The organism is Rubrivirga sp. (genome assembly GCF_049648075.1).
GTDB lineage: Bacteria > Bacteroidota > Rhodothermia > Rhodothermales > Rubricoccaceae > Rubrivirga.
Map to the genome: position 1 here is coordinate 1 of NZ_JBARYR010000114.1, position 2,574 is coordinate 2,574.

Annotated in this window: 3 protein-coding genes and 1 pseudogene; 3 read left to right on the forward strand and 1 reads right to left on the reverse strand. The window is 70.2% G+C overall.

The window, feature by feature from the left end:
* From WBA11_RS03160 to WBA11_RS03170, 3 genes and pseudogenes are all read left to right on the forward strand, one after another.
* Positions 1-246, forward strand: a pseudogene (locus tag WBA11_RS03160) (hypothetical protein); the annotation flags it as partial.
* The gene (locus WBA11_RS03165; protein ID WP_424519274.1) at positions 243-1,154 is read left to right on the forward strand and encodes a M28 family peptidase; all 912 of its coding nucleotides are present in this window, start codon (positions 243-245) and stop codon (positions 1,152-1,154) included. The pseudogene WBA11_RS03160 and the gene WBA11_RS03165, both read left to right, overlap by 4 nt.
* 95 nt (positions 1,155-1,249) lie before the next feature.
* The gene (locus WBA11_RS03170) at positions 1,250-1,747 is read left to right on the forward strand and encodes a CAP domain-containing protein (protein WP_424519275.1); all 498 of its coding nucleotides are present in this window, start codon (positions 1,250-1,252) and stop codon (positions 1,745-1,747) included.
* Positions 1,748-1,772: 25 nt separating this feature from the next.
* Here the strand turns inward: WBA11_RS03170 and WBA11_RS03175 are convergent.
* A partial coding sequence (locus WBA11_RS03175; protein ID WP_424519276.1) for a histone deacetylase family protein occupies positions 1,773-2,574 on the reverse strand: 802 nt, incomplete at its 5' end.

Sequence of the window (2,574 nt, forward strand, 5' to 3'; positions counted from 1 at the left end):
CCCGCCGGCCTGGAGGCCGGCCCGCTCCGGCAGTCCGAGCCGCGCGAGGGGTACGACCCGGCGTTCGAGTCCGACTACCCGTACTTCGCCGAGTCGGCGCGGATCGTGCAGAGCGTTCGCGTCGGACGCCGCGCGCCGCTCGGGACGCACCAGGTGAGCGGCACGATCCGCTACGCCGTCTGCGACGACAGCGTGTGCCTGCCCTCGGCGCGGACCGCGTTCCGCGTCCCGATCGTGGTCGAATGACCCGGGCGACGCTGCTGGTCGCGCTCGTCTGGTGCGGGTGTCAGACCTCGAGGCCGGACGTCTCGCCTTCAGCTTTGGTCGCTCCCGTCGAGACGGCCTCGAGGACGCAGGTGATGGCCGATGTCGCGGCCCTGGCAGACGATGCCTTTCTCGGGCGCGAGGCGGGAACGACCGGCGGCCACCTCGCGGCCCGCTACGTCGAGCGCCGCTTCGCCGAGATCGGCCTCGAGGGCGCGTTTCAGACCGGCTACCGCCAACCCGTCGCCTTGCCGACAGGCGGGGAGGGAACGAACCTGGTCGGGCGAATCCTCGGCTCCGTGTACCCGCAACAAGCGATCGTGGTCACGGCCCACTTTGACCATCTAGGCGTACGGTCAGGCCAGGTCTACAACGGGGCCGACGACAACGCGTCGGGAGTCGCGGCGATGCTCGCGGTCGCGGAGCACTACGCCGAGACGACTCCCGCACACACGATCCTGTTCGCCGCCCTCGATGCGGAAGAGGCCGGCCTGGCCGGTGCCCAGACGATGGTCACGTCTCCGCCCGTCCCGCTCGGCGCGGTGCTCGCCGTGGTCAACCTCGACATGGTATCCCGAGGCGAGCTGTGGGCCGCTGGAACGACGCACTATCCGCACCTCCGGCCCATCCTGCAGGGGCTCGACCTCGAGTTCGGACGTGACACGGGCACCGGGGCCAGCAACTGGACGGGCGCGTCGGGCCACGCCGTGTTCCACCGCCGTGGCGTTCCGTTCGTCTACTTCGGCGTCGACGGCCACTCCGATTACCACGAGCCGACGGACGACGTCGAGCGGATCGATCCGGCTGTGTTTGGCGCGGCCGTGGACACGATCCTCGAGGCCGTCGAGCGGATCGATCAGAGCCACGCGGCCTTGGTGGTGGGGCGCTAGACGCCTGTAGTGGAGCGGAGAGGTTCCGTCTTGGCGCGTCGATCAAGACGCGCGGCGCCGTAGCCGATTGGCGGAGGACCCACCACCTCGTTGCCATGTTTGCCCGAACGCTCGGCCTAGCCGTCTCGCTGATGCTGCTGGTCGCCTGCGACACCGTCGGCGTCGACACGCGCCCGCTCCCGGATGCCGACCTCGATGCGTGGGACGCAGAGATGCTCGCTGCGGTCAACGAGGCCAGGGCGCAGGGCGGCGTGTGCGGCACGGAGCGCATGGCACCCAGCGAGCCCCTCATTTGGGACGTCCGTCTCGAGCGTGCCGCGGCCCGTCACAGTCGCGACATGTCCCGCCACGGGTACATCGGTCACGTCGACTCCCGAGGGCGCGGCATCGGCGAGCGCGTGCGGGAGGCCGGGTACGATTGGTCCGTCGTCGCGGAGAACATCGCTCGGTATCGAGAGAGCATCGACGAGGTGGTCGAAGACTGGCTCGAGAGCCCCGGCCACTGCGTGAACATCCTGAATCCCGTCCTGATGGAGATGGGTTCTGCGAATGTCGACGGCAACTGGACGCAAGTGTTCGGCGTGCCTCGGTAGAAGTGCCGAGACCCACGCCGTCTCCCTACCGCAGCCGTGCCAAGGCCGCGTCCTCGAGGTCGGAGAGCGACTGCGGCGGCCTCAAGGTCGGACCAAACGGGTCGACGATCTCAGAGGTCGGGTCCACGAGCCGGCGGAGCACGGAGGTAACAGACGCGGCCAGAACGTCCGTGTGGTAGCCGCCCTCGAGGGTCAAGACCATCCGGCCGTCGCACCACTGGTCGGCGACCTCGAGGACGGCCCCGACCGCACGCGCCAAGCCGCCGATGCTCACGGTGAGGCTGGCGAGCGGGTCCAGGCGGTGCGCGTCGGCGCCGAACGAGAGCACGACGAGGTCCGGCCGGAACGACGCGCCGACGGCGGGGAGGACGGCGCGGTACAGGTCCACCACCTCGTCGCCGGTCTCGGGCTGGAGGGGCAGGTTGAGCGTCGACCCTTCGCCCGAGCCCTCACCGGCCTCGAGGAAGCGGCCGGTTCTGGGGTAGATGCCGTCTTGGTGCGACGAGACCACGAACACGCTCGCATCGTCATAGAACGCGTCCTGCGTCCCGTTCCCGTGGTGCACGTCGAGGTCTACGATCAGGACCCGCTCGGCACCCTTCGATTGCGCGTGCCGCGCCGCGACCGCTGCGTTCGACAACAGGCAGAATCCCATCCCACGGCTCGGCGTCGCGTGGTGGCCCGGCGGTCGTCCCAGCGCGAACGCCGTCCCGCCGTCCTCGAGGACGAGGTCGGTCAGCGCGAGCAGGTCGCCGCAGGCCTGCCGGGCGACCTCGAGGGACGCGCCGGTCAGGTAGGTGTCCGCATCGAGGGCGCCGCCTCCGGAC

Bases quoted from the DNA above. Each gene is read 5' to 3' on its own strand.
- WBA11_RS03165 (WP_424519274.1), top strand. From the start codon at position 243: ATGACCCGGGCGACGCTGCTGGTCGCGCTCGTCTGGTGCGGGTGTCAG.
- WBA11_RS03170 (WP_424519275.1), top strand. From the start codon at position 1,250: ATGTTTGCCCGAACGCTCGGCCTAGCCGTCTCGCTGATGCTGCTGGTC.